Raw genomic sequence first — 24,156 nt, 5'->3', positions numbered from 1 at the left:
CGGTGGCGATTCGAGGAACATATCCCCAAAGCCAAACGCAAGATCGACCGGATTTCCATTTTCCGCGCCACACCAGGCGTGCAGCTTCGCGAGGATTTCACCTTTTCCGACGAAGAGATGAACACATACAGCTGCGAATGGCACAGCAACCTGACGGCATCCGTCTGTTCCTTCCGCGCGGCCAAGGCGCTCAAAACCAACGCCGGCTCTACCTATGACATCAAGAGCTTCAAATGGCACAACTCGGTGCCGTTTGAATGGCACTCACGCCAGCTGATGGATCTGGGGCTGATGGAACCGGGACAGTGGTTCTGAGGATTGTACTGAGTTCCATCGTTTTTCTGGTACTCACTCTCCTCACGCAGATTGGTGGCGTTTTGTGGTTGCTATCGCTGGTGTTTCGCCAGAAAATGTTAGCGTTTATTGCCTTATATGCGGCGAGCTTAGTCGTGGTACCTCAAGTCGCGCCTTTGCTCGGTCGAGTGCAGATCAGCTGCCTTGAAAAGAGTTCACTGGAATTCGCTAGCCCCATGTATTGCTTACTTCACCGCAACTACGTGACACCTGAATTGAAGGACGTCCTAACTGACACATCGCAGAAGACAGCCGATGCGTTTCCCAACACAGTGACTGTTGTTCTGGACGCGAACTTTCCATTTTGGGACGGCTTTCCTTTGCTTCCCCACCTTTCGCACAACGATGGCGAGAAAGTGGATCTCGCATACTTTTATGCCGACGAAAAAGGGAAATTCTTAAACCGTTCGACCAAGTCACCCATCGGATATTTCGCGTTTGAGCAAGGGCATACGCATTGCGAACCCCAGTGGCCGACTCTCAGGTGGGATATGGAGGGCATTCAGTCCTACTTTCCGACGTGGCCCCTTGAGCCAAGAAGAAATAGGTTTCTAATTCAGACACTTATGAACGACCAACGCGTATCCAAGATTTTTGTCGAACCGCATTTACTCGAGAAACTTGATCTATCGCACCCAAAATTGCGTTTTCAAGGGTGCAGGGCCGCTCGGCACGACGACCACATTCATTTTCAACTGTGAAACCAGCTAGGAGCTATTTCCGCCGAAGACGCACAACAACGTCGACCTTAGAGATCTCGGCACCCTCAGGCGCGTCGGGCAACTGAACGATCTTCAATTGCTCGGCAGGCGCATCCGTAAGAACGCGATCGTCTTCCCAGAAGAAATGCGGGTGGTCGGTGATGTTGGTGTCAAAATAGCTCTTGGAGCCATCCACCGTAATCTCTTGCATCAGACCCGCGTCGCAGAAGGCGCGTAAGGTGTTGTAAACCGTGGCCAAAGACACGCTTTCGCCGTGGCCACGCGCATCGTCAAACAGACTTTCGGCGGTCACATGGCGGTCCATTCCGTCGCCAACCAGCAAAGACGCAAGGGCAACGCGCTGGCGCGTCGGGCGCACATCAGCGCTCGCCAGCCATTTGGTTCCATTCGTGATCGCGGTTGGTGTCATTGATCTGCCTGCCATCTGGTTCTGACATAATATAAAGCTGTCACGCGCCCCTTTCAATTGAAAATGCGTCGCAAAGACAGGGCACGAGGCCGCAGTGTCACCTTGCAGCCCCATAGGATGCAGTGATAGAGGGAAATGAATACAGAGAACGACAAGAAAGGGGCACGCCTCTATGGCCGACTATCCAAGCAGCTTTGACAAAGAGGATCTACTGAAATGCGCCCGTGGCGAATTGTTCGGCCCCGGAAACGCTCAGTTGCCCGCACCGCCAATGCTGATGATGGACCGGATTACGGATATTTCCGGTGATGGCGGCCTACATGGCAAGGGCCATGTCGTTGCAGAATTCGACATCACGCCAGACCTTTGGTTCTTTGACTGCCACTTCCCGGGCAACCCAATTATGCCTGGGTGTTTGGGGCTGGACGGCCTGTGGCAGCTGACTGGGTTCAACCTGGGCTGGCGTGGCTGGCAGGGTCGCGGCTATGCGCTGGGTGTCGGCGAGGTCAAACTGACTGGCATGGTACGCCCCGATCGCAAAATGCTGACCTATAAGGTCGATTTCACCAAAGCCGTGCAAACCCGCCGCCTGACCATGGGCGTGGCCGATGGTATTGTAGAGGCCGACGGCGAGGTTATCTATCAAGTCACAGGCATGAAAGTCGCCCTGTCCGAAAGCTAAGCCCTCCCCGGCATCAATCAGGAGTACGCACATGCGTCGAGTCGTCGTCACTGGTTTGGGCATCGTCAGCTCAATCGGCAATAACGCAGAAGAAGTCATCGCCAGCCTCAAGGCCGGCAAATCTGGCATCGAAGCCAGCCCTGAAATGGTGGAACACGGCTTCCGCTCTCAGGTGGCAGGCACGCTGAAAATCGACGTCAGCGAGCATGTCGATAAACGCACCCTGCGCTTTATGGGACCGGGCGCGGCCTACGCCCATATCGCGATGTCTCAGGCAATTGCTGACGCGGGTCTAAGCGAAGAGCACGTGGTGAACGAGCGCACAGGCCTTGTTGCGGGCTCTGGCGGCCCGTCGACGTCGGCGATGCTGACCGCGCATCAGACCGTCGCAAAGACCGGCGCGACCAAGCGGATTGGCCCCTTTGCCGTGCCAAAATGCATGAGCTCGACCATTTCGGCGAACCTTGCGACGGCCTTTAAAATCAAGGGCATCAACTATTCCATCACCTCGGCCTGCTCGACATCGCTGCATTGCATCGGCAATGCTGCAGAGCAGATTATGATGGGCAAACAAGACGTTATGTTTGCAGGCGGCGGCGAAGAGCTGGACTGGACTCTGTCTTGCCTCTTTGACGCGATGGGCGCGATGTCCAGCAAGAAGAACGACGACCCAACCAAAGCCAGCCGCGCGTTCGATCAGGACCGCGACGGGTTTGTCATCACTGGCGGCGGCGGCATCGTGGTGCTGGAAGATCTGGAGCACGCATTGGCGCGTGGGGCCAAGATTTACGCCGAAGTCACCGGCTTTGCGGCCACATCCGACGGCCACGACATGGTCGCCCCAAGCGGCGAAGGCGGCGAGCGGGCGATGCGTCTTGCGCTGCAAACCCTGCCAGAGGGTCGCAAGGTCAGCTATATCAATGCGCATGGCACCTCGACCCCAGTTGGCGATGTCGGCGAAGTCGAAGCGGTGCGTCGCGTGTTCGGCGAAGGCTCTGTGCCTCCGATCAGCTCGACGAAATCCATGACAGGTCACGGCCAAGGTGCCGCGGGCGCGATGGAAGCGATTTTCTGTCTGTTGATGCTGGATAATGATTTCATCACACCATCGATCAACGTGGAGACACTGGCCGAAGGCATCAACGAAGGCGAGATCGCGACAGAATACGTCGAGAACGCCGGGCTTGATAGCGTGATGACCAACAGCTTCGGCTTTGGCGGCACCAACGGCTCTATGATTATGTCGAAATACACCGGCTAAACCATTCACTCAGCGACAAGACAACTTTAGGGGACGAAAGATATGTCTGACCTGCTCAAAGGAAAACGCGGCCTGATTATGGGCGTGGCCAACGAACGGTCTATTGCTTGGGGCATTGCAAAAGCCATGCACGAGGCGGGGGCCGAACTGGCCTTCACCTATCAAGGCGAAGCTTTTGGCAAGCGCCTTGCGCCATTGGCCGAAAGCCTTGGCAGCGACTTTATGGTCGATGTGGACGTGACCGATGACGCCTCTTTGGACGCTGCGTTTGAACAGCTTGGTAATCGCTGGGACAACATTGACTTTGTCGTGCATGCCATTGCTTATTCTGACAAAAATGAGCTGACGGGCCGGTTCCTGGACACATCACGCGCGAACTTTAAGAACTCGATGGACATCTCGGCCTATTCCCTGATCGAAGTCGCCCGCCGCGCGCATCCTTTGATGAAAGACAATGGCGGCACGATCCTGACCCTGACCTATCAGGGCAGCAACCGTGTGACCCCGTTCTACAATGTCATGGGCGTCGCCAAAGCCGCGCTTGAGGCGGCAACGCGTTATCTGGCCAATGATCTTGGTCCCGAAGGAATCCGCGTGAACGCCATTTCGCCCGGTCCAATGAAAACTCTGGCCGGCGCAGCAATTGGTGGCGCGCGCAAGACCTTCCGTCAGACCGAGTCAAACGCCCCCATGCGTGCCAATGCGACGCTTGAGGCAGTCGGTGGCACGGCAGTCTATCTGGCATCCGAGGCTGGTGCCTGCACCACAGGCGAGATCATTCGCGTCGACGGCGGCTATCACGTCCTGGGCATGCCGCAGCCGGAAAACCTCTGACTTTCAAAGGCCTTAACGGAAAAAAGCCGCCCCATTCGGGCGGCTTTTTTAATGAACGGCGCACTTTAGGGCCGACAACTTAGATTGCACGCGTGCCTATTACTCGGCGACCGGATGCAACTGTCCGCGAATATCCCCAAAGAACGTCTGCGCGGCCGTGTGAAGGTTGAAGTAAAGCTCACCCTCCATCGCGATATGCGCCATCCCAGCGATCGTATCGACCCGGTCAAGCGGGTTGGCAGGCAGGATTGGGCAACCAGCGGTAAAGGCTCCGACCAGCCCGTGGCCATGTTCTGCCGCCTCCACAAGGTCTTCGTTGGTGATTTCCACCGACAGCACGCCATCTGCAAACATTTCAGGCAAGTCACCCTGTGTGCCCAAATCCACCAGGATTGGCCCAAGCATGCCGGGGCGTCCGCAGTGAATGTGGAACATGACAATGCCTTCGACATCCACGTCTTCGATAGCGACATGGGCAAAAGCGCGGCTGAAGTCACGTGTGAAGGCCAAGGTACCATGCCCGCGCGACGGGCGTTCATTGCGCGAAACCGAGGGTTCAGTCGACAGGAAAACCGAAGGCGTCAGAGCTGGGGCATCCTCTTCCTCGCCGCCCTCCTGATGGGGGCTCAGCCAGGCCTCAAAGACCATCCCGATCTCGTCTCCGGCGTCAGGGCGCAGGTCGATCCCGCTGACGGGCTCCACCTCTTGAGCGATGACAGTAATGGGCAAGAGAGCAGCGAAAAGAGTTAGAAAGCGCATGGCCAGTGATCCGTGTTTGGTTTTGATTTGGCTGATTCTAACCTGTGGGGTATACCCCACAGTCAAGGGGGAGATGACATGCTGATCGGAGAAGTCGCCAAACGCGCGGGCCTGTCGAAAGACACGATCCGGCACTACGAAGCCTTGGGCCTTTTACACTCCATCCCAAAGCGCGCGGGCACGCGGGAATACCGCGTTTATGACAAGACGACACTGGAACGGTTGTCGATGATCGCCTTTGCCAAGCGTTTGCAGATCCCTCTGAGGACAATGGTGGACCCAATCAATCGCGCGCTTTCAAACGAGTCGACGGCGACGGAACGGACCGCCTTTGCCGAAAAATGCATTGAGGATGTAGAGGCACGCATCGCCGAGTTGCAGATAATCCGAGAGGAATTGATCGCCTTTGCCAAGCACCCGGTCAAGCCACACGCGGATGCCCGGATGAAAGCGCTTGGCCTTTGGATCGAGTGACACACGGTACGGCACAACGCAGTTGTTAGGTCGGCCGCGAACACGCGCCTATAGCACCGCATCCTTGGTGATTTGGTGCGGTGCCATAGGGCAAAGTTTTGGAGCCGAAGCTACCAAAGCCCTTCCGACCCTCAAAATTTAGATAGTCAAAAGAAAGAGCCGCCCCAGAGGGACGGCTCGCATATCATACATTCTGCTCAGCAGCAGCCACAGCCTTTGTCCGCGCCATCGCCGCAATCTTAGCTGACACTCACCAGTTCCAGTTCAAACGTCAGGTCTTTGCCGGCCAGCATATGGTTGGCGTCAAGGGTGACCGTGTCGTCGGTGATATTTGCAACCGTGACCGGGATCACATCCCCCGCCTGCCCCTGCATTTGCAGCATCATGCCCAGTTCCAGTGGGATTTCGTCAGGAATCTGCTCGCGTGGCACATCCTGCATCATGGCCGGGTTGATCGGGCCATAGGCGTCTTCGCAAGGAATGTGGATTGTCTTTTTCTCGCCTACGGCCATGCCTGTGACGCCATCATCAAAGCCCTTGATAACCTGCCCTGAGCCAAGCGTGAATTGCAGCGGCTCGCGGCCTGCACTGCTGTCAAAGGTGCTGCCGTCGTCCAGCGTGCCGGTGTAATGGATTTGCACAGTGTCGCCGGATTTGGCGTGTTGCGTCTCTTGGGTCATTCGGTGTCCAATTCTGTCCTTCAGACGCCCTGATGACCTCTGATCGGGCGGGACATTATGAGCAAACCGCACCACATGCAATCAAGCTGCATTGACTTCGCGCAGCAAGGGATCATTCTGGCCCAAGTGGAGGAATGAGTATGCCGATTAAAGCCTGTGTGTTTGACGCTTATGGAACGCTGTTCGATGTCGCCGCAGCCGCCCGCGAAGCCGCTGCCGAGCCGGGGCGCGAACAGTTTGCATCCCTGTGGCCCAAGGTGGCCAATGACTGGCGCCTGAAACAGTTACAATACACCTGGCTGCGTGCGATTACCGATGCGCACACGGATTTTTGGAAGGTCACGCAGGATGGTCTGGACTGGGCGCTTGAGGCCTCAGGCCTCAGTGATCCCGAACTGCGCGAACGCCTTTTGCAACTTTATTGGGAACTGTCTGCCTACCCCGAAGTTCCGCCAATGCTGAAAACGCTTAAAGATCAGGGCCTTGCCACCGCCATCCTGTCCAATGGCTCGCCAGACATGCTGACAGGCGCGGTGGAAAGCGCGGGGATTGGCGACGTGCTGGATGATGTTCTCAGCGTGGAAAGCGTCGGAATTTTTAAACCCGATCACACAGTCTATGAGTTGGTGACACAACGCTTTGAGTGCGCCCGCGACGAGGTGTTGTTTGTGTCCTCTAATGGCTGGGATGCCGCCGGAGCAGCGGGCTTTGGGTTCACAACCGTTTGGGTCAACCGCGCGGGCGAGCCGATAGACCGCTTGCCATGGACCCCGCACCATGTTCTGACGGACCTGACCTCAATTCCCGACCTTGCGAGGGCCTGATGGCGAACTTTCAAACCTCTGACGGCGTGACGCTATTTTACACGGATGACGCGACCAACGCGGTACCTGTTCTGTGTTTGTCAGGGCTGACCCGCAACTCCACCGATTTCAGCTATATCGACGGGCTGCTGCCAGATGCGCGCCTGATCAAAATGGACTATCGCGGGCGCGGCAAATCTGACTGGGTTGCGGATTTCACGACCTATTCGGTTGCGCGCGAAGCGCAGGACGCGCTGGAATTGATGGACCACCTTGGAATCGAGAAATTCGCCATTTTGGGCACCTCTCGTGGCGGGTTGATCGCGATGACCTTGGGCGCGATGTGCATGGATCGCATCCTCGGCGTTGCGATGAACGACATTGGTCCCGAACTGGACGCGCAAGGCCTGGCCGCGATCATGGTCTTTTTGGGCCGCGCTCCGGTTTGGAAAACCTATGCCGAGGCCGCCGCAGCGCGTTCAGGCGTTATGGCCGGGTTTGCGAATGTGCCAGACAGCCGGTGGCGCGAAGAGGTTGAAAAACAACATCACCAAACCCCGCAAGGCCTGATCAATACCTATGACCCAAAACTGCGTGACGCAGTAGAGGCCAGCAGCCTTCAGGCCATCCCTGATCTCTGGCCGTTTTTCACGGCCTTTGCGCATGTGCCCGTCGCGCTGATCCGGGGCGCCAATTCCGACCTGCTCTCGACCGAAAGCTTTGCCCGTATGCAGCGCGAATTGCCCGACGCACTTGCCGTCACTGTCGCAGATCGCGGCCATATTCCTTTTCTAGACGAACCCGAAGCGCTCGCCACTTTGCGCGCGTGGATTGCGAGGCTTGCATGAACATTGACATGATCGAGGCCGCGGCCCTGCGCATCAAAGGCCATGCCCGACGCACGCCACTGTTGTCCTCGCCCTTTCTAGATGACATTGCGCAGCGGCGCGTTTTCGTCAAAGCAGAGGCCTTGCAACACACCGGGTCGTTCAAATTTCGCGGTGGTTGGTCTGCTGTTTCGGCCCTGACGGAAGATCAGCGAAACCAGGGCGTGATCGCCTTCTCGTCCGGCAATCACGCGCAGGGCGTCGCCGCTGCGGCTTCGGCGCATGGCGTCAAAGCGGTGATCGTCATGCCCGCGGATGCGCCTGCCGTTAAAATTGACAACACGCGCGCCCTTGGGGCTCAGGTGGTCCTTTATGATCGCGCCGGAGGAGAAAGCCGCGAAGAGGCGGCCGAGCCCTTTACCAAGGCCGGTATGATCCTGATCCGTCCCTATGACGACGAATATGTGATCGCCGGACAGGGCACCACCGGGTTGGAAATCGCGGAACAGGCCGCCGAACAAGGCGTTGAGGCCGCCGAAGTTCTGGTATGCGCGGGCGGCGGCGGGCTGTCCGCCGGCATCGCGCTAGCGCTTGAGGCCAAGGCCCCACAGATGACCGTCAGATCCTGCGAGCCCGAGGGATTTGACGACATGCGCATCTCACTCTCTACAGGTCAGATCACCGCTCACAACAGCCCCGCGTCGGGCCTGTGCGACGCGATCCTGACCCCGCAGCCGGGCAACCTAACGTTCCCGATCCTGCATCGTTTGGCCGGACAAGGTATTGCGGTCACTGATGACGAGGCCATGCGCGCGATGGCGCTCGCCTTTAATCGACTGAAACTGGTGCTGGAACCCGGCGGCGCTGTGTCGCTGGCAGCAGCGCTTTTTCACGGTGATGCCCTGAACGAGGACACGACAATCGCCGTCACCACGGGTGGCAATGTGGACCCTGCCCTTTTCGCCAAAGTTCTTCAGACCTACGGATAGACCCATGCATTTCACGCTTGCATCCTTCAACGTCAAAAACCTGATCGGGCCGGATCAGGAATACTATCGCTTTCAGTCCTACACGCCCGAAGAACACGCGTGGAAGGTCGATTGGATGGCGGATCAGTTGCTGTCGATGGACGCCGATATCATCGGGTTTCAGGAAATCTTTGAGGAAGAGGCGCTCGCCCATGTGATCGAGGAAACCAACGCGCGTGGTGCTGCCCTGAACGCTGCCGTTATTCCCAGCCGGGACAAACGCTATCACCGTAAGGCCATTTTCAAAAAGCTCGGCTTTGACGCCTATGACACCAAACATCTGGCCTTTGCCAAGAACGTCAATGACACGGGCGAGCCGGGCCAGCGCCGTCCGGGTGTTGCGGTGCTCAGCCGGTTTGGGTTTGTGGGGACACCCGAAGTCATTCAGGACTTGCCGGAACCGCTGGAAATTCCATTGCAGGACCTAACCGGCGCAGACGGTGGATCGATCACGATCTCGCGCCTATCACGTCCGATTTTGAAGGTGCGCGTGCCTGTGGGCGACCATGTGCTGACGCTGTTTACCTGTCACCTCAAGTCGAAACTGGGCGAATTTCCTCGTCCCCCCGGCGGAGGCCCGGCGCCCGAGGCGGATCTGACGCAATATGATCCGGTCGGTCGCGCGCTGGGATCCTTGCGCGCCGCCGTGCGCCGCATGGCCGAGGCCTGGGTTCTGCGTCGCGAAATCGTACAAGAGCTGGAGGCCGGCAATCCCGTTGCCGTGACTGGCGATTTTAACGATGGCGAACATGCGGTCAGCTCTGAAATCATCTCTGGGGAGACGCCGTTCAAAAATTACGCCTGGATGCTGCGGCACGACGCTGAAACGCCGCGCGATCGCTACAGCGAGGCCGAAGACAGGGCCATCCGCGCGGCCTTGCTCAAGATGCAACTGATCTCAGCGGAAAATCTGTTTCTGCGCAAAAGCTTGCGGGACGTGGTTTACACCACCGCCTTTGGAGGCGTGCACGAAAGTATCGACCAGATTTACCTGTCGCGGCACTTCAATCCCGACAATCCAGACCGCATTGGCGATATGGAATATTTCAGCGTCTTTAATGATCATCTTACCGACGGCAGCCACCCCGAAGCGCCCTATAACAAACTGGCCTCTGACCATGGGCAGATCATGGCCCACATGCGACTGACCTCATGAAGATCGACCTTGGCACGCACCACTTAAACGTCATCGACGAAGGTCCGCGCGATGGGGCGCCGTTGCTGCTGTTGCACGCGCTTGGCACGGGGGCGCATGTCTGGGAGGACACGATCGAACATCTGCCGCCCGGTCTGCGGATCATTCGCCCTGACCTGCGTGGACATCGCAGCAGCACAGCCCCCTCTGCCCCCTTCAAAATGGGCACGCTGGTGCGCGACGTCGAACGCGTTCTGGATGAACTCGGCCTGCGTGACGTTGTGGTTGTGGGCCTGTCCATTGGCGGCATGATCGCACAGGGGCTGGCGGTTAAGCGCCTTGATTTGGTGCGGGGTTTGGTGCTTGTGAACAGCTCTGCACGTGTCGGGATCGCCAGCCAGTGGGACAAGTTGATCCAAGAGATCAAAACCACAGGATCGATGGATATGGTGAGCCGGACGCTTGAGGCATGGTTCACCAAAGACTGGCAGCACAGCCACAAAATCGATCCCTGGCGCAAAAGCCTGGCCGCTTTGCCTGATGACGTGCTGATCGGCTATCTCGAGGCCGTCAAAACCACCGATTTCTACACACCAACCAGCGGCCTGCGCCTGCCCACGCTGGGGATCGCCAGTTTTGAGGACAAGGTGGTGCCGCCAGACATGACCCGCGAGACGGTCGAGCTGATCCCCGGCTCTAGAGTCGAGATTTTGCGGCGATCTGGGCACCTTGCGCCAGTGGATCAACCCATTTCTTGTGCCATGTCCCTTGTGCAATTCCTGAAGGATATCGGGCACATAGCACAGGACGCCGAAATCTAGACCACTGTCACTCCAACAAAACTGAACTGATCAGTTTGATTTTAATCTGAAATCCCTTATCTCTGATTTCAAAGAGGCATCGGGGGCAGTCATGTCATCAAGATTACCAATCATTTTCATCGTCATGACCGTTGTCATTGATGCGATGGGCATCGGTCTGATCATGCCCGTGATGCCTGATCTTATCCAAGAGGTCCAAGGCGTCGGAATTTCGGACGCTGCGATCTGGGGGGGTATTCTGGCCGCGTCCTTTGCGGCGATGCAATTTCTGTTTGGCCCCTTTCTTGGCAACTTGTCAGATCGTTTTGGCCGCCGCCCGGTTCTGCTGATTTCGCTGGCCGTGATGGCGTTGGACTATATCGTCATGGCGCTTGCAGGCAGCATCTGGCTGTTGCTGGCAGGCCGGATTGTGGGCGGTATCACCGCAGCGACCCATTCCACGGCCACCGCCTATATGGCGGACATCTCGACGCCCGATCAAAAGGCTAAGAACTTTGGTCTGATCGGTGCAGGCTTTGGCATCGGCTTTGTGCTTGGTCCGGCCCTTGGTGGTCTCTTGGCCGAATTTGGCACCCGCGCGCCTTTCTTTGCGGCCGCTGCGCTGGCTGGCGCAAATATGCTGTTGGGGTATTTCGTCCTGAAGGAAACCGTCACAGACGAGATCCGACGCCCATTCAGCTGGAGGCGCGCCAATCCGATGGGCGCCTTTGCTGCGGTTGCCAAGCTGCCCAATCTGACCGCGCTTTTGGTGGTGTTCTTCTTCTATCAGGTCTCGTCCTATGTTTACCCCGCGATCTGGAGCTATTTCACCGCAGAATCCTTTGGCTGGAGTGCCGGGATGATCGGGGTCTCGCTTGCCGTGTTCGGTATCTTTTTTGCCCTCAGTCAGGCCTTGCTGGTGCAACCCTGCATCAACCGGTTCGGCTATCGTGGCACAGTGATCCTTGGCCTGTGTCTTGAGATATTCGCGATGTTGTTCATCGGGCTTGTGCCGGTCGGAGTTTTGATACTTGCCTTCACCCCGATCGCGGCACTCGCCTCAATCGGGCTGCCCGCGCTGCAGGGGATTATGTCGCGCACAGTGCCTGATGATGCGCAGGGCGAATTGCAGGGCGTTCTGACCTCTGTGGCCTCGATTGGCATGGTGATCTCGCCGTTGGTGATGAATCAGACCTTCGCATTCTTCACCCGAGACTCCGCCCCTGTTTACCTTCCGGGTGCGCCATTCATCCTGGCGGCTGTCCTCATGGTTGTAGCGATCGCGATCTTTACGTCGCGTCGAGGGACGCAAGCGACACAAAAGGCCTGAAACGCAAAAAACTCTGTCGTTTTCGGGCGGTCACCTGCTAGCGTTAACTTACCAAGGTGAGGTGAGTAATCATGGAGAGCCGACATGGCCCGAGTTAAAGCTGCTGTCTGTCACGAATTTGGAAAACCTCTTTCAATCGAAGAGGTAGAGTTGCGCGCGCCCATCTCGGGCGAAGTCGAAGTCACCTTGGCCGCCGTCGCCATTTGTCATTCTGACATTTCCTATGCGGACGGCGCCTGGGGCGGTTCTTTGCCTGCTGTTTACGGACACGAAGCCGCCGGGGTGATTACCGCAACCGGCGACAATGTCACCGGCCACAAAGTGGGCGACAAAGTCGTTGTGACGCTGATCCGCGCCTGCGGCACCTGCCCTGCCTGCGCTGCTGGCACGCCAACCATTTGCCAGACCGCCTATGACGGCGACAAAGGGCCGTTGACCATGCCTGACGGCAGCAAGCTGCATCAGGCGATGGCCTGTGGTGCCTTTGCCGAAACAGTGGTCGTGGATCAAAGTCAGATCGCTGAAATCCCCGAGGATATGTCGTCAACCTGCGCCAGCCTGCTGGCCTGTGGCGTGATTACCGGCGTCGGCGCGGTCGTGAATGCAGCGCAATTGCGGGCCGGTCAAGACGTTGTGGTGATTGGCGCAGGCGGCGTCGGACTGAACGCCATTCAGGGTGCGCGGATTGCCGGTGCGCGCCGCATTGTCGCTGTGGACATGAGCGAAGAAAAGCTTGAAGTCGCAAAGGAATTCGGGGCCACCCACGGGGTACTTGCCACCGAAGATAAACCGTGGCGCGCCGCAAAAGACGCGCTTGGCGGGCGTGGCGCGGATGCGGTTCTGGTGACCGTCGGCGCAGCTCCTGCCTATGACGCAGCCCCAAACTATCTGGCTTATGGCGGCAAGATGATCATGGTGGGCATGCCCCATACCGGAGCGGTCTCGACCTATGAGGCCGCCAATTTCGCCGCCGTCGGCCAAAGCATGATCGGCTCGAAAATGGGCGATGTGGTTGTGCCGCGCGACATTCCATGGATGGCTGACCTTTATGAGCAAGGCCGTTTGAAACTGGACGAACTGGTGTCTGGCACATGGACGCTAGACCAAATCAACGAGGCCATTGCCGATACGAAAACAGGCACTGCCAAGCGCAACGTCATTGTTTTCTAAAGCCTGCCCGACAAGGAGAGCCCAATGCGCCTGATCGATCTTGATGTCATCGTCACCAGCCCTCCTGCCCCCGGATGGGGCGGGCGTTATTGGATATTGGTCAAGCTGCGCACCGACACCGGGCTTGTCGGCTGGGGCGAGTGCTATGCGGCTTCGGTTGGCCCCGATGCCATGACCCATGTGATCCGCGACGTTTTTGAGCGGCACATGCAAGGTGAAAACCCCGAAGACATCGAGCTGATGTTCCGCAAGGCCTATTCTTCGGGCTTTACCCAGCGCCCCGACCTGACGGTCATGGGGGCTTTCTCGGGGCTGGAAATCGCCTGCTGGGATATTCTGGGCAAAGATCGTGGGCGGCCGGTCTATGCCCTGCTTGGCGGCAAAATGAACGAGCGTCTGCGGGCCTATACCTATCTGTATCCCTTGCCCGAGCATGACATGAACAGCTTTTGGACATCGCCCGCGATGCACGCCGAAGCCGCCGCTGACCTGCTCGCGCAGGGCTATACCGCGATGAAGTTCGACCCCGCCGGGCCTTACACCATGCGCGGCGGCCATATGCCTGCGATGCGCGACATCACGATGTCTGAGGCGATGTGTCAGGCCATTCGCGGCGCCGTCGGCGATGAGGCGGACCTGCTGTTTGGCACCCACGGACAATTCACCACGGCCGGTGCGATCCGGCTTGGACAGGCGCTGGAGAAATACAGCCCGCTTTGGTTTGAAGAGCCGATCCCACCAGACAACGCACCCGAGATGGCGAAAGTTGCCCAGGCCGTGCGTATCCCAACCGCCACCGGCGAACGCCTGACAACCAAGGCGGAATTTGCATCCGTGCTGCGCGAAGGTGCCGCAACGATCCTGCAACCAGCGCTTGGGCGCGTTGGCGGCATCTGGGAGGCCAAAAAGATCGCAGCCTTGGCAGAGGTCTATAATGCACAGATGGCACCACATCTTTACGCAGGCCCTGTAGAATGGGCCGCCAACATCCATCTTGGCATCTCGATCCCGAATATCTTGATGGTCGAAACAATCGAGACAGCCTTTCACCGCGATCTGATCAAGGGCGGTATCAGGGTCGAAGACGGCTTTGTGCATGCCCCTACTGAGCCCGGCCTGGGCATCGAAGTTGACGAAGACGTCGCGCGCGCGCATCCTTTCACAGGACATGATTTGCACCTCAACATGCAGGACGATCCATGCGACTATGTGAATGGGAATTCGTTTTCCGGGGGGGCTCCACCTCTGGAATAAGTTACTTCGCAATGAGTATGTTATTGTGTTACATATGGCCAATTGATTTAGGACATTGCCGTGACACTAAGTACAACATCGCCCCCACTTGAGTCGATTTCATCGATGGAAGAAAGTTCAGCAAACGCGACACGCTTTCTGAAGAGTTTTGCGCATCAGGGCCGCCTGATGATTCTGTGCCATCTTGCGCAGGAAGAGAAATCCGTGGGTGAACTCGAGAACTTGCTGGGCGCACGTCAGGCCGCAGTCAGCCAGATGCTGGCCCGATTGCGCGAGGAAGAATTGGTCAAAACCCGCCGCAGCGGTAAGACAATCTTTTATTCGCTGAAAGATCCAGACGTCGCGCAGATTATCGCGATCCTATATGCGCGATTCTGTGCCGAGGACGGACAGGACAGCTCTGCGACGGACGCGCTGTCACTTATTCTGGATTGATCTTTCCGGGCTTTGCGCCTCAACTGTCTGTTCACAGAACAGAGGTCACAGCCCGATTGCATGACGCTTCCCAAGGCCTTCGAAGACTGGTTTAAGCGCCGCGGCTGGGCCGCGCACCGCCACCAGATTGATATGTTGGAAAAACAGAACGCGTCGGCGCTTTTGCTGATCGCGCCAACGGGATGTGGAAAGACGCTGGCCGGGTTTCTGCCAACATTGGTTGATCTGGCCGACGGCACGCATGACGGGCTGCACACGCTATACGTCTCTCCGCTAAAGGCGCTGGCCAGTGACATCCAGCGAAACCTCAGCACACCCATTGACGAAATCGGCCTGCCCATCCGCGTTGAGTCGCGCACGGGCGATACGTCGAATATGCACAAGAAACGCCAGCGTGCGGATCCGCCCCATATCCTTCTGACCACGCCCGAAAGCCTGGCATTACTGACAAGTTACGAGGATGCCCCCAATATTTTCAGGGGATTGAAGCGGGTTATTGTTGATGAAATCCATGCGCTCGCGGAAAGCAAACGGGGCGATCAGCTGATGTTGGCGCTGGCGCGGCTGCAGGCGCTGTGTCCTGACATGCGGCGAGTTGGGCTGTCTGCTACCGTCGACAAGCCCGAGGATATTGCCAAGCTCTTGGCCTGCAATCCGGATCCTTGCGAAATCCTACGCGCAGATCCCGGCCCGACGCCGGATATCTCGATGCTTGAGACCAACGAGGCGCCCCCGTGGTCCGGTGGTGGCGCGTCCTATGCCATTCCTGCGGTTCTGGATGCGGTCAAACAGCACAAGACCACACTGATCTTTAACAACACACGCGCGCAGGCAGAGATCTTTTTCCACAACCTCTGGCTGGCCAATGACGACAGCCTGCCCATAGGTATTCACCACGGCAGTCTGGATCGTGAACAACGCGCCAAGGTCGAAGCCGCCATGGTGCGCGGGGAACTGCGCGCGATCGTGTGCACAGGCAGTCTGGATCTGGGGATCGACTGGGGCGATGTGGATCTGGTGATTCAGGTCGGCGCGCCGAAAAACGTCAAACGGCTGGTGCAGCGGATTGGCCGCGCGAACCACCGCTATAACGCCCCCTCCAAGGCCATTTTGGTGCCCGCCAACAGGTTTGAGGTCATCGAGTGTATGGCGGCCCTGCAAGCCGTTCAGGAAAACGATCTGGACGGCGAAGCGCGCGGCGCTGGCCCGCGTGACGTCCTGTGTCAGCACATCCTGCTGCGCGCCGCCGCGGGGCCGTTTGAGGCAGATGCACTTTATACTGAGATGACGTCGGCTGGCGCATTCGCAGATCTGAGCCGCGATGCGTTTGACCAATGCCTGACCTTCTGCGCCACCGGTGGATATGCTCTGAAGGCCTATGACCAGTGGCAACGCCTCAAACAGGCGCCGGATGGGCGCTGGCATCTGCGCGATCCGCGCTCTTCAGCCAAAATCCGTATGAACGCGGGCACCATTCAGGACAGCGATCTGTTGAAAGTTCGCATGGGTCGCGCCCGTGGTGGCAAAGCGCTTGGCGAAATCGAAGAAGTCTTTGCCGCCTCGCTCACCGCAGGGGACACCTTCCTGATCGGCGGCCAGATCGTGCGCTATGAAGGCCTGCGTGACATGACAGTCGAAGTGTCACGCAATCGGGGCCGCAAACCCAAAGTCGCGGTGTTCTCGGGTTCCAAATTCTCGACGTCGACGCAACTGTCTGAACGTATCCTGACCATGTTCGAGCAAGAGGACTGGCCCGAATTGCCGCCCCATACGCGCGACTGGCTGCGACTTCAGACAGAGATGTCGCGCCTGCCCCAACCCGGTCGCCTGCTGGTCGAGAGTTTCCCGCATGACGGACGGCAGAACCTTTGCGTCTATGGGTTTGCCGGACGCAACGCGCAACAGACGCTTGGGCTGCTATTAACCAAACGTATGGAGGATTTGGGGCTCGCCCCGATGGGATTTGTGGCCACCGATTACGCAACGCTGATCTGGGGGCTGGATGCGGTCACTGACCCGGCACCTTTGCTTGATCCCACCAGCTTGCGCGACGGTCTTGAAGGGTGGCTTGCCCAGAACGCGTTGATGAAACGCACCTTTCGCGGGGTGGCAACGATTGCGGGGCTGATAGAGCGCAACATTCCGGGCAAGCAGAAAACCGGCCGACAGGCCACGTTTTCCAGTGACATTCTCTATGACACGCTTCTGAAATACGACCCCGATCACGTGCTGATGCAGATCACCCGCGAGGAGGCCATGCGCGGCCTCGTCGATTTCGCACGTATCGAAGACATGCTGACGCGCATCGACGGGCGCATCGATCATCAGGTGCTGACCCGAGTTCCGCCCCTTGCCGCGCCACTGTTTCTTGAGGTCGGGAAAGTCTCGGTCTCGGGGGCGGCCGAGGAACGGCTGTTGGCCGAGGAAGAGGCCCGATTGATGGAGAGTTCGGGACTTGCAAAAATACCATGATCTTTGCTTGCCAGTGCCCCCGATTTACGTCACCTATGCCATATGAATGGCGTTGAATTTTCTCTTGCTGGCGCGGTGCTGACGGCCCTTGGGTCCGGGGCGCTCTGGTGGCAGGAAAAACGCCTGCTGTGTGTTTCTGACCTGCATCTGGGCAAATCCGAGCGGCTGGCGCGTCTGTCAGGCCAAGTTCTGCCGCCCTATGACACCCAAGATACGCTGATCCGTCTGGAACATGACCTGCAACAGACGCAGGCGGCCATTGTGGTGTGCTTGGGCGACAGTTTTGATGACCTTGAAGTTCTGGACGAGTTGCCCGAGGCCGAGACCAACTGGCTACACCGGCTTCAGGCTGGACGTCGCTGGGTCTGGATCGAAGGCAACCATGATCCCGGCCCCGTTCAATTGCCCGGCAGCCACCTGTCAGAGCTGCCCTTGCCGCCGCTGACCTTCCGCCATATCGCGCAAACCGGAAAAAGCGGCGAGATTTCGGGGCATTACCACCCGAAAGTGCGGGTTCAAACACGGCTCCGCTCGATTTCGCGACCGGCGTTTCTGTTTGACTCAGACCGCGTGATCATGCCGTCCTATGGCACCTATACCGGCGGGCTGCGCAGTTCGGATGCGGCGTTGAAAACGCTGATGCGTCCCGAGGCACAGGCGATCGTCACCGGCCAAACGCCACGGGTTATCCCGCTGCCAAAGTGACGTAACGCTCTGATTGTAGCGCCAAAGCAGATCAGCGACGCTTCTGTCCAACATGAACAGCAGGTTGCCTATGTCAGATTTGTCCAACGCTCCGCTTGAGCCCGCAATCGAAACCAAAATCCGCGAGGCCTTCGACGCGCAAGCGTTCATGACCACCATCGGGGCCAAGGTCGTCGATGTCGCGCTGGGGCGGGCAGAGATACTGGCGCCTTTGGGCACGGATTTCCTGCAGCACAATGGAGTCGGTCATGCGGGGCTGACATTTGCGCTTGGAGACACCGCGGCGGGGTTTGCAGCGGCCACAACCATGACGCTTGAGGGCAATGTCCTGACGACAGAAATGAAGATCAACCTTCTGGCGCCGGCTGCGGGGCAAAGGCTTAGGGCCATTGGCCGGGTGATCAAACCGGGCAAACGGCTGATCGTCGCGCAGGCAGATGTCTATAGCGAGACCGAGGGTCGAGATCCCATCCATATCGCGATCCTGATGGGGACCATGGTGGCCGCGCGCCCTAAGACCTGACATAAAAACGCCGGCCTCTGTGCATCAGAGACCGGCGTTCGTTTTTGTTTGCGCTATGTGCTTACGCAGTCAGGCCTTCGGGCTCGGCCAATCCATTTGCGCGGCAGCACGCGGTCACTGTGTTGGCCAGCAGGCATGCGATGGTCATTGGACCCACACCACCTGGAACCGGCGTGATGGCGCCAGCGCGCTCGGCGCAGGACGCATAGTCCACATCGCCAACCAGCTTGTTCTTGCCGTCACGCTCAACGCGGTTGATGCCCACGTCGATGACGGTTGCACCCGCTTTGATCCAGTCGCCTGGCACCATCTCGGGACGTCCGACCGCCGCAACGACGATATCAGCGCGACGCACAACGTCTGGCAGGTCTTTGGTGCGGGAATGCGCGATTGTGACAGTACAGCTATCGCCCAGCAAAAGCTGCGCCATTGGTTTGCCGACGATGTTAGAGCGGCCGATGACAACCGCGTCCATGCCAGACAGCGAGCCATGATGGTCGCGCAGCATCATCAGACAACCAAGCGGTGTACAAGGCACCATCGACTTCTGACCGGTTCCCAACAGGCCAACGTTTGAGATGTGGAAGCCGTCCACATCCTTGGCTGGGTCGATCGAGTTGATGATCAAATCTTCGTTAAGATGACCCGGCAATGGCAATTGCACCAGAATGCCGTGCACGTTTGGATCGTTGTTCAGGCTTTCGACAACGGCCAGCAGATCTTCTTCTGAGGTGTCCGCGTCAAGCTTATGCTCGTAAGAGTTCATGCCCGCTTCGACAGTTTGCTTGCCTTTTGAGCGCACGTAAACTTGGCTTGCAGGATCTTCGCCGACGAGCACAACCGCCAGGCCAGGCGTGATGCCATGCTCTTCTTTCAGGCGCGCCACATGGCCCGCTACTTTTTCACGTACTGTTGCAGCAAACGCTTTGCCGTCAATGATCTGAGCTGTCATCGCGTCAGTCCCCTTATTCAGGACGCGTCAACGTCCCCATTTTCTCTGATGACACGCGCTTCGCGTGCAATCGACCAATCAATCAAACGTCGCCAGAGTTCCTCGGCCAAATCATCATCCCAATCTGCAGCAACAGCAGCGGCTTTGACTTTGGCCACGACATCTTCGACGCGGTCCGGAATACGTGCAGGCCATCCATTGACTTGTTTCAGTTCCGTGGCGCGGTCGATAAATCCTGCGCGTAGGGCCAAAAGCTCAACAAGGGTGCGGTCCAGTTGATCAATGCCAGCACGTACGTCTGCCATCGAAGCACAATTCTGGGGCAATATCTGCTCTGTCATCCGGTACCTCCTGCGGCCACAACTTATGTGGCCGCAGAAAGCGTATTTTTCAACTTAGAACAAGCCCTCGATTTCACCACTTTCGTTGAGGCAAATTGTCTCTGCCGCTGGTTTGCGTGGCAAACCTGGCATTGTCATGATCTCGCCGCAGACGACAACAATGAAACCGGCACCGGCAGACAGGCGCACTTCGCGCACTGGAACCGAGTGACCCACTGGCGCACCGCGCAGGTTTGGATCTGTCGAGAAGCTGTACTGGGTTTTCGCCATACAGACAGGCAGGTTGCCATAACCGGCTTCTTCCCACTCGCGCAGCTGGTTGCGGATCTTCTGGTCAGCCAGAACTTCATCCGCGCGATAGATGCGCTTGGCAATGGTTTCCACTTTCTCAAACAGTGGCATTTCATCAGGGTAGATCGGTGCAAAGTTTGCAGAGCCGCCTTCGACGATCTCGACAACTTTTTCCGCCAGCGGCGCAGAGCCTTCAGAGCCCAGCTCCCAGTGACGCGACAGAACCGCTTCGACACCGTGCTCGGCGCAATAGTCTTTTACCGCCTGCACTTCGGCATCGGTGTCAGTGACAAAGTGGTTGATGCCCACAACGACTGGCACGCCAAAGGATTTGACGTTCTCGATGTGACGGCCAAGGTTTGCACACCCGTTGACGACTGCATCTACGTTCTCTGCACCCAGATCCGCTTTCGCAACGCCGCCGTTCATCTTCATCGCGCGCACGGTCGCAACCAGCACAACCGCCGATGGCGCGATGCCAGCCTTGCGACATTTGATGTTCATGAACTTCTCAGCACCCAGATCGGCGCCAAAGCCAGCCTCGGTGACCACGTAATCCGCGATCTTAAGCGCGGTCTTGGTCGCGATCACAGAGTTACAGCCGTGTGCGATGTTCGCAAATGGGCCGCCGTGCACAAAGGCCGGGTTGTTTTCCAGGGTCTGCACCAGGTTTGGCTGCATCGCGTCTTTCAGCAGAACCGTCATCGCGCCAGAGGCTTTGATGTCACGGCAGTAAACCGCTGTCTTGTCGCGACGATAGGCCACGATGATGTCGCCCAGACGCTTTTCAAGGTCTTGCAGGTCGGTTGCCAGACACAGGATCGCCATAACCTCGGAGGCTACGGTGATGTCAAAGCCGGTTTCACGTGGGAAGCCGTTGGACACGCCACCCAAAGACGCTGTGATCTGACGCAGCGCACGGTCGTTCATGTCAACCACACGACGCCATGCCACGCGGCGTGTGTCGATCTCTTGCTCGTTGCCCCAATAAATGTGGTTGTCGATCATCGCAGACAGCAAAGAGTGCGCAGAGGTAATCGCGTGGAAATCGCCTGTGAAGTGCAGGTTCATTTCTTCCATAGGAACAACCTGGGCATAGCCACCCCCAGCAGCGCCACCCTTCATACCGAAGTTTGGACCCAGCGAGGCTTCGCGAATACAGATCATCGCGTTTTTGCCGATTTTGTTCAGACCATCGCCCAGACCAACGGTGGTCGTGGTCTTACCTTCACCTGCTGGTGTCGGGTTAATCGCGGTCACGAGGATCAGCTTGCCATCCTCTCTACCTTGTACCGAGTTGATGAACTCTTGGCTTACTTTGGCTTTGTCATGGCCGTAAGGAAGCAGATCCTTAGGTTCCATGCCCAGCTTGGCCCCGATATCCATAATCGGCTTTTTGTTCGCTTCGCGTGCGATTTCGATGTCAGATTTATATCCCATGGCGGTCTTTCCAGTCGCAAAAGGTGGTGATTGCTCCTAGTAATAGCGACCGAATGCCACAGTACACGGAGCATTTCCGACACAAACCGGCATTCTTGCGTCTTGCACTCAACAAGTGGTTTCGTTTGGGAAACGGAATTGCGCGAATGCAAAGTTGTGCAGTGTTTAAGGGATGCCCCCTGTCCACAGGGACACGTCGGGTTATCCCTACCACCTCCGTAAACCGTCTTTGAAAAGCACAGCTGCCCCAGTATCCCTTTCCGCAATTGGATAAGGTATTATTGATGAAACGAATATTAAGTTGGCTCGCTAGCAGTCTTTTTATGGTGTCAGTGTGCGGCGCATTGGCGCTTGTTTGGTACACCAGAGATCTCGCACCACGCCACGCGGCGCTGACAGACGCTGACCTTCCAGACATAATTTCAGTCCGCGATTTCTATGCGGATCTCGATGCGGAATGGCGCTACAAGCCAAGCTACGATGGCACTTATGTCGCCTGGAGGGGCACACGGTTCACCTCAGAAGTCACATTCTTTGGTCGCGTCGGAGAGGCGCCGTTGGGCTATGTCGAAAGCGACGGACATTTTGGCTGGAGCGATGTCTCTAACCACCTTCATGCGGTGGTTGACGGTCGGCTTTGGAAAATTGACCCCCTCAATCCCGACTCCGAGGATTGGAGCGACGTCACCCCTCGAGGCTTTCGGAATTGGAATTGGCCAATGCGTGTGCGCACCACTGATGACCGCTGGGTGATTTCGACACGCGGTCGCAATCCCGCCTATGACGACCTCTATACGACCAAGCAAGACGGCAGCGACAAGCAGCTTTTGATCAAGAATGATGGCAAAACGCTGGGTTGGATGCTGTCTCAAAGCCTCGAGCCTCAGCTGCGCTATCAAAGAGAGAGCGAAGGGGCTGACACAGTCATTCAGGTTCCCGATGGGGATGGCTGGCGCACCGTTCTGGATGTGCCTCTGATGACGACTTTCTATGTTCTAGAGATGTTGCCTGATGGCCAAAGTGCTTTTGCTTTGTCCGCCCGCAACAGAGACAAAACAGCGCTGGTGCGGGTCGATCTAAGAGATGGGTCAGAAATTGTTGTGCACGAGGAACCCGACGAAGACATTTTTAATGTGATCAACTTAGACATGTTTGACGGAATGATCGACGCCGTCTTGCCAAAACGCGGATCCTCAAAAGTTATTGCTTTGTCACCCCGCGGCGAAAGGCTTGCCTCTCTGATTTCAACGCATGGATCGCGTGTCGATGTCGACAGACTTCGGTGGTCGGCCACAGGCGACTTCGTGACGGCTTCTTTGTCGCCCGAAGCGCAAAACTACACCTACCATCTGTTTGATCTACAACAGGGCACACAAACCGAACTCGGTGTTTTTTCCTTTCGGCAAAAACATTTAGACGCCATCACCCTTACCGAAGAGGTCACGATCAAATCCCGCGATGGGCTTAGCTTGCCTGCGCTGCTCGTGCGTCCAAAAGGTGTGCGTGCACCTGGACCAACGGTTATTGAGGTTCACGGGGGGCCTGCCTCGCATGTGCACTGGCAATACTATCATTTCCGTCAATTTCTAGCCAACCGAGGCTATTCCGTGCTTTCGGTAAACTATCGCGGATCAAACGGGTTTGGGAAAAGGTTTCAGCAGGCCGGTTTTGGTGCCTTTGGTCGCGAAATGCAGGATGACTTACTGGATGCGGCGCAATGGCTGATCGACGAAGGCATTGCCGACCCAGATGCCATCGCAATTATGGGCGGCAGCTATGGCGGCTATGCTAGCGCGATGGCCGTGACCGATACAGAAACGCCTTTTGCAGCCGCCATAGTCGAGCACGCTATGCTCGATGTCGCCTACCAGTCCAGCTACCCTCCCCGGTTTTGGGGGCTGAACACACCGATGTGGACGCAGTATTTTGGTGATCCGGAAAAAGTACAAGACCTGGCCCTGATGACGGAATACTCGCCTGTATCCCGCGCAGAGTCCCTGTCGACGCCGGTACTTCTCGTGGCGGGCAAACGGGACCGCGTCGTTGGTTTCGAGCAGACTGAGGCATTTCTCGATCAGATAGGCACCACACCTCATGAGATAGACACGTTGATCTTTGAGGACGAAGGGCATGGGCTATGGAAATGGCAATCTCGCGTATTGCACGCCCGCCGTGTCGAGGATTTTCTACACCGCCACCTCGGGGGCAGATCAGGGGGCAATAGCCTTATAGAATTTGCAGCTGAACTTTTAGAGTAGCCTGCACAACACCCTGTAACAGACAAAAAGCCGGCACTTCGCAGCGCCGGCTTTTTCTATTCTATTCACGGCATCCTACGCCGTTGGCTCTGGCTCCATCCCGCCATCGGGTTTGTTCCGTGGCTTGGTTTTCGGAATGGCGGTGACCGAAGGTTTGTCTTCGGCAGAGGGCGCCGAGCCTTCGTCATCGTCAGATGCCTGCGGAGGTTCACCGTTC

General features: G+C 57.5%; 24 protein-coding genes and 1 pseudogene. 19 read left to right on the top strand and 6 right to left on the bottom strand.

Translation table 11 applies throughout. The features are described from left to right. Positions 1-315: pseudogene (locus tag ACEQWH_RS00890) on the top strand (hypothetical protein); the annotation flags it as partial. After that, positions 258-1,055, top strand: coding sequence for a hypothetical protein (locus ACEQWH_RS00885; RefSeq protein ID WP_370227424.1), 798 nt, complete (start codon positions 258-260; stop codon positions 1,053-1,055). The pseudogene ACEQWH_RS00890 and the gene ACEQWH_RS00885, both read left to right, overlap by 58 nt. 13 nt (positions 1,056-1,068) lie before the next feature. On the opposite strand, the gene irr is transcribed toward ACEQWH_RS00885, so the two are convergent. Beyond that, positions 1,069-1,485: a Fur family transcriptional regulator Irr gene (gene irr, locus ACEQWH_RS00880; protein WP_370227428.1), complete on the bottom strand. Its 417-nt coding sequence runs from the start codon at positions 1,483-1,485 to the stop codon at positions 1,069-1,071. A 172-nt stretch (positions 1,486-1,657) separates the two neighbouring features. Between irr and fabA the strand changes: the two genes are divergently transcribed. Genes fabA through ACEQWH_RS00865 form a run of 3 tightly spaced genes read left to right on the top strand, consistent with a single transcriptional unit; the run spans position 1,658 to position 4,262 of the window. Then, the gene (fabA, locus tag ACEQWH_RS00875) at positions 1,658-2,167 is read left to right on the top strand and encodes a bifunctional 3-hydroxydecanoyl-ACP dehydratase/trans-2-decenoyl-ACP isomerase (RefSeq protein ID WP_370227422.1); all 510 of its coding nucleotides are present in this window, start codon (positions 1,658-1,660) and stop codon (positions 2,165-2,167) included. A gap of 31 nt (positions 2,168-2,198) precedes the next feature. Next, complete coding sequence (fabB, locus tag ACEQWH_RS00870; protein ID WP_370227420.1) at positions 2,199-3,428, top strand: beta-ketoacyl-ACP synthase I; 1,230 nt, start codon at positions 2,199-2,201, stop codon at positions 3,426-3,428. Positions 3,429-3,470: 42 nt separating this feature from the next. After that, positions 3,471-4,262, top strand: a complete 792-nt coding sequence (locus tag ACEQWH_RS00865; protein ID WP_370227418.1) for an enoyl-ACP reductase — start codon at positions 3,471-3,473, stop codon at positions 4,260-4,262. A 99-nt stretch (positions 4,263-4,361) separates the two neighbouring features. Here ACEQWH_RS00865 and ACEQWH_RS00860 read toward each other — a convergent pair whose 3' ends face one another. Then, on the bottom strand, positions 4,362-5,021 hold the full coding sequence (locus tag ACEQWH_RS00860) for a CHRD domain-containing protein (RefSeq protein WP_370227416.1): 660 nt from the start codon (positions 5,019-5,021) through the stop codon (positions 4,362-4,364). A 78-nt stretch (positions 5,022-5,099) separates the two neighbouring features. Between ACEQWH_RS00860 and ACEQWH_RS00855 the strand changes: the two genes are divergently transcribed. Then, positions 5,100-5,495 (top strand): MerR family transcriptional regulator, encoded by a 396-nt coding sequence (locus tag ACEQWH_RS00855; RefSeq protein ID WP_370227414.1) that lies wholly within the window; start codon positions 5,100-5,102, stop codon positions 5,493-5,495. Positions 5,496-5,734: 239 nt separating this feature from the next. On the opposite strand, the gene ACEQWH_RS00850 is transcribed toward ACEQWH_RS00855, so the two are convergent. Next, positions 5,735-6,175 carry a peptidylprolyl isomerase gene (locus ACEQWH_RS00850; RefSeq protein WP_370227412.1) on the bottom strand — a complete coding sequence of 147 codons (441 nt, stop codon included), beginning with the start codon at positions 6,173-6,175 and terminating at the stop codon, positions 5,735-5,737. A gap of 140 nt (positions 6,176-6,315) precedes the next feature. On the opposite strand from ACEQWH_RS00850, the gene ACEQWH_RS00845 reads away from it, so the two are divergent. From ACEQWH_RS00845 to ACEQWH_RS00790, 12 genes are all read left to right on the top strand, one after another. Continuing rightward, positions 6,316-6,999, top strand: coding sequence for a haloacid dehalogenase type II (locus ACEQWH_RS00845; protein ID WP_370227426.1), 684 nt, complete (start codon positions 6,316-6,318; stop codon positions 6,997-6,999). After that, complete coding sequence (locus ACEQWH_RS00840) at positions 6,999-7,826, top strand: alpha/beta fold hydrolase (protein WP_370227410.1); 828 nt, start codon at positions 6,999-7,001, stop codon at positions 7,824-7,826. Before ACEQWH_RS00845 ends, ACEQWH_RS00840 begins: the two co-directional genes overlap by 1 nt. After that, a complete protein-coding gene (locus tag ACEQWH_RS00835; protein ID WP_370227408.1) occupies positions 7,823-8,794 on the top strand; it encodes a threonine/serine dehydratase in 972 nt (323 codons plus the stop codon). Before ACEQWH_RS00840 ends, ACEQWH_RS00835 begins: the two co-directional genes overlap by 4 nt. Before the next feature lie 4 nt (positions 8,795-8,798). Then, complete coding sequence (locus tag ACEQWH_RS00830) at positions 8,799-9,989, top strand: endonuclease/exonuclease/phosphatase family protein (protein WP_370227406.1); 1,191 nt, start codon at positions 8,799-8,801, stop codon at positions 9,987-9,989. Beyond that, the gene (locus tag ACEQWH_RS00825; RefSeq protein WP_370227404.1) at positions 9,986-10,789 is read left to right on the top strand and encodes an alpha/beta fold hydrolase; all 804 of its coding nucleotides are present in this window, start codon (positions 9,986-9,988) and stop codon (positions 10,787-10,789) included. Before ACEQWH_RS00830 ends, ACEQWH_RS00825 begins: the two co-directional genes overlap by 4 nt. Positions 10,790-10,880: 91 nt before the next feature. Beyond that, positions 10,881-12,098 (top strand): TCR/Tet family MFS transporter, encoded by a 1,218-nt coding sequence (locus ACEQWH_RS00820; RefSeq protein WP_370227402.1) that lies wholly within the window; start codon positions 10,881-10,883, stop codon positions 12,096-12,098. Between the two features lie 84 nt (positions 12,099-12,182). After that, entirely contained in the window at positions 12,183-13,268 is a 1,086-nt protein-coding gene (locus tag ACEQWH_RS00815) for a Zn-dependent alcohol dehydrogenase (RefSeq protein WP_370227400.1), read from the top strand. Positions 13,269-13,292: 24 nt separating this feature from the next. After that, positions 13,293-14,522, top strand: coding sequence for a mandelate racemase/muconate lactonizing enzyme family protein (locus ACEQWH_RS00810; protein WP_370227398.1), 1,230 nt, complete (start codon positions 13,293-13,295; stop codon positions 14,520-14,522). Between the two features lie 60 nt (positions 14,523-14,582). Beyond that, a complete protein-coding gene (locus tag ACEQWH_RS00805; protein WP_370227397.1) occupies positions 14,583-14,957 on the top strand; it encodes an ArsR/SmtB family transcription factor in 375 nt (124 codons plus the stop codon). A gap of 60 nt (positions 14,958-15,017) precedes the next feature. Then, the gene (locus ACEQWH_RS00800) at positions 15,018-17,429 is read left to right on the top strand and encodes a ligase-associated DNA damage response DEXH box helicase (RefSeq protein WP_370227395.1); all 2,412 of its coding nucleotides are present in this window, start codon (positions 15,018-15,020) and stop codon (positions 17,427-17,429) included. Between the two features lie 42 nt (positions 17,430-17,471). Further along, on the top strand, positions 17,472-18,134 hold the full coding sequence (pdeM, locus tag ACEQWH_RS00795; protein WP_370227393.1) for a ligase-associated DNA damage response endonuclease PdeM: 663 nt from the start codon (positions 17,472-17,474) through the stop codon (positions 18,132-18,134). Between the two features lie 70 nt (positions 18,135-18,204). After that, entirely contained in the window at positions 18,205-18,657 is a 453-nt protein-coding gene (locus tag ACEQWH_RS00790; RefSeq protein WP_370227392.1) for a PaaI family thioesterase, read from the top strand. 61 nt (positions 18,658-18,718) lie between these two features. Here ACEQWH_RS00790 and folD read toward each other — a convergent pair whose 3' ends face one another. The 3 genes from folD to ACEQWH_RS00775 are packed head-to-tail and all read right to left on the bottom strand — an operon-like array spanning position 18,719 to position 21,681. Then, entirely contained in the window at positions 18,719-19,609 is an 891-nt protein-coding gene (gene folD, locus ACEQWH_RS00785) for a bifunctional methylenetetrahydrofolate dehydrogenase/methenyltetrahydrofolate cyclohydrolase FolD (protein WP_370227389.1), read from the bottom strand. Between the two features lie 17 nt (positions 19,610-19,626). Continuing rightward, positions 19,627-19,950 (bottom strand): chorismate mutase, encoded by a 324-nt coding sequence (locus tag ACEQWH_RS00780; protein ID WP_370227387.1) that lies wholly within the window; start codon positions 19,948-19,950, stop codon positions 19,627-19,629. 54 nt (positions 19,951-20,004) lie between these two features. Beyond that, the gene (locus ACEQWH_RS00775; protein ID WP_370227386.1) at positions 20,005-21,681 is read right to left on the bottom strand and encodes a formate--tetrahydrofolate ligase; all 1,677 of its coding nucleotides are present in this window, start codon (positions 21,679-21,681) and stop codon (positions 20,005-20,007) included. 323 nt (positions 21,682-22,004) lie between these two features. Here ACEQWH_RS00775 and ACEQWH_RS00770 point away from each other — a divergent pair, with 323 nt between their 5' ends. After that, complete coding sequence (locus ACEQWH_RS00770; RefSeq protein WP_370227384.1) at positions 22,005-23,939, top strand: alpha/beta hydrolase family protein; 1,935 nt, start codon at positions 22,005-22,007, stop codon at positions 23,937-23,939. Positions 23,940-24,156 lie beyond the last annotated feature (217 nt).

Origin of the sequence: Cognatishimia sp. (assembly GCF_964229375.1) — a bacterium.
In the GTDB taxonomy this organism is placed as follows: Bacteria; Pseudomonadota; Alphaproteobacteria; order Rhodobacterales; family Rhodobacteraceae; genus Cognatishimia.
The sequence above is the reverse complement of the archived record's forward strand: the minus strand, read 5'-3'. Positions and strand labels throughout refer to the sequence as shown.

Coding starts and splice junctions, on each gene's coding strand:
- ACEQWH_RS00885 (WP_370227424.1), top strand. CDS start 258: ATGGCACTCACGCCAGCTGATGGATCTGGGGCTGATGGAACCGGGACA.
- irr (WP_370227428.1), bottom strand. CDS start 1,485: ATGACACCAACCGCGATCACGAATGGAACCAAATGGCTGGCGAGCGCT.
- fabA (WP_370227422.1), top strand. CDS start 1,658: ATGGCCGACTATCCAAGCAGCTTTGACAAAGAGGATCTACTGAAATGC.
- fabB (WP_370227420.1), top strand. CDS start 2,199: ATGCGTCGAGTCGTCGTCACTGGTTTGGGCATCGTCAGCTCAATCGGC.
- ACEQWH_RS00865 (WP_370227418.1), top strand. CDS start 3,471: ATGTCTGACCTGCTCAAAGGAAAACGCGGCCTGATTATGGGCGTGGCC.
- ACEQWH_RS00860 (WP_370227416.1), bottom strand. CDS start 5,021: ATGCGCTTTCTAACTCTTTTCGCTGCTCTCTTGCCCATTACTGTCATC.
- ACEQWH_RS00855 (WP_370227414.1), top strand. CDS start 5,100: ATGCTGATCGGAGAAGTCGCCAAACGCGCGGGCCTGTCGAAAGACACG.
- ACEQWH_RS00850 (WP_370227412.1), bottom strand. CDS start 6,175: ATGACCCAAGAGACGCAACACGCCAAATCCGGCGACACTGTGCAAATC.
- ACEQWH_RS00845 (WP_370227426.1), top strand. CDS start 6,316: ATGCCGATTAAAGCCTGTGTGTTTGACGCTTATGGAACGCTGTTCGAT.
- ACEQWH_RS00840 (WP_370227410.1), top strand. CDS start 6,999: ATGGCGAACTTTCAAACCTCTGACGGCGTGACGCTATTTTACACGGAT.
- ACEQWH_RS00835 (WP_370227408.1), top strand. CDS start 7,823: ATGAACATTGACATGATCGAGGCCGCGGCCCTGCGCATCAAAGGCCAT.
- ACEQWH_RS00830 (WP_370227406.1), top strand. CDS start 8,799: ATGCATTTCACGCTTGCATCCTTCAACGTCAAAAACCTGATCGGGCCG.
- ACEQWH_RS00825 (WP_370227404.1), top strand. CDS start 9,986: ATGAAGATCGACCTTGGCACGCACCACTTAAACGTCATCGACGAAGGT.
- ACEQWH_RS00820 (WP_370227402.1), top strand. CDS start 10,881: ATGTCATCAAGATTACCAATCATTTTCATCGTCATGACCGTTGTCATT.
- ACEQWH_RS00815 (WP_370227400.1), top strand. CDS start 12,183: ATGGCCCGAGTTAAAGCTGCTGTCTGTCACGAATTTGGAAAACCTCTT.
- ACEQWH_RS00810 (WP_370227398.1), top strand. CDS start 13,293: ATGCGCCTGATCGATCTTGATGTCATCGTCACCAGCCCTCCTGCCCCC.
- ACEQWH_RS00800 (WP_370227395.1), top strand. CDS start 15,018: ATGACGCTTCCCAAGGCCTTCGAAGACTGGTTTAAGCGCCGCGGCTGG.
- pdeM (WP_370227393.1), top strand. CDS start 17,472: ATGAATGGCGTTGAATTTTCTCTTGCTGGCGCGGTGCTGACGGCCCTT.
- ACEQWH_RS00790 (WP_370227392.1), top strand. CDS start 18,205: ATGTCAGATTTGTCCAACGCTCCGCTTGAGCCCGCAATCGAAACCAAA.
- folD (WP_370227389.1), bottom strand. CDS start 19,609: ATGACAGCTCAGATCATTGACGGCAAAGCGTTTGCTGCAACAGTACGT.
- ACEQWH_RS00780 (WP_370227387.1), bottom strand. CDS start 19,950: ATGACAGAGCAGATATTGCCCCAGAATTGTGCTTCGATGGCAGACGTA.
- ACEQWH_RS00775 (WP_370227386.1), bottom strand. CDS start 21,681: ATGGGATATAAATCTGACATCGAAATCGCACGCGAAGCGAACAAAAAG.
- ACEQWH_RS00770 (WP_370227384.1), top strand. CDS start 22,005: ATGGTGTCAGTGTGCGGCGCATTGGCGCTTGTTTGGTACACCAGAGAT.